The organism is Marilutibacter spongiae, from assembly GCF_014145325.1.
Classification (GTDB): Bacteria; Pseudomonadota; Gammaproteobacteria; order Xanthomonadales; family Xanthomonadaceae; genus Marilutibacter; species Marilutibacter spongiae.
In genome coordinates, this window is the sequence record NZ_JACHTF010000042.1 from 1 (window position 1) to 1,153 (window position 1,153).

Here is a 1,153-nt window from a genome sequence, read left to right on the forward strand (position 1 = left end):
GGCCTGCGCCTGCCAGTACGCGCCCTCCGCCGCCAGCGCCGGCGACTGCGCATACCCGGCCAGCGCCTCGCCCCATTGCCGGAACGAGGAGGTCTTGGCCGGCAACGCGATCGCCTCGCCCGCCTCCTGCTGCGCGTGCGCCCGTTCCAGGTCCGCCAGCAGGATCCGCCACGACACCCCGTCCACCACCGCGTGGTGCACCGCCAGCAACAACCGGCCCTCGTCCGGCGACGTCCCCTCGAACCACACCGCCCGCAACAGCGGGCCGCTGGCCAGGTCGAACGCCGACTGCCAGTGCGTGCAACGCTCGGCGATGAACGCCGCGCTCGACGACACCGGGCCCGGCAGCCGCTCGTGCACGCAACTGGCCGCCACCATCTCCGCGGTGCGCGCGGCATGGGCCGCGCGCCAACCCGATGCCGTCGCCTCGAACCGCAGGCGCAGGGCGTCGTGACGGGCGTACAGCGCCGCCACCAGCGCCCGCAGCCGCGACAGCTCGAAGCCCGCCGGCGTCTCCAGCAGCACGCTCTGGTTGAAGTGGTGGCGGTCCACGTCCCCGTCCTCCAGGAACGCCCGCTGGATCGGCAACAAGGGCATCGCGCCCTCGATGTCCTCCTGCGGCGCCTGCACCCCGGTCGCGCCCTGCGCCACCCGCGCCAGTTCGGCGATCGTCTGCGCCTCGAACAACTGCCGCGTGCTGATCGCCAGCCCGGCCTGGTTCGCCCGCGCCACCACCTGGATCGACAGGATCGAATCGCCGCCGATCTCGAAGAAGTTGTCGTGCACCCCCACCGATTCCAGCCGCAGCACCGAGCACCACACCTCCGCCAGCGTCGCCTCGGTGGCGTCGCGCGGCGCCACCCCGCCTTCCGCCGCGCGGTACACCGGCGCCGGCAGGCGTTGCCGGTCGACCTTGCCGTTCGCCGTCAGCGGCAACCCCGGCAACACCATGATCGACGACGGCACCATGTACGCCGGCAACCGCTCCGACAGGTCGCGGCGCAGGGCCGCCTGCACCTCCGTCGCATCGCCCGGCCCGCCATCGACCGCGACATAGGCCACCAGGCGCGTCGGCGCCTCGTCCGACCTGTGGGCGACGACCAGCGCCTGGCGCACGCCCGGCCGCGACGCCAGCACCTGCTCGATCTCGCCC

1 protein-coding gene is annotated in these 1,153 nt (G+C 73.7%); it reads right to left on the reverse strand.

Annotated elements, in window-relative coordinates:
• On the reverse strand, positions 1 to 1,153 hold a 1,153-nt coding region (locus tag H4F98_RS16620; RefSeq protein ID WP_246373349.1), incomplete at both ends, for a condensation domain-containing protein.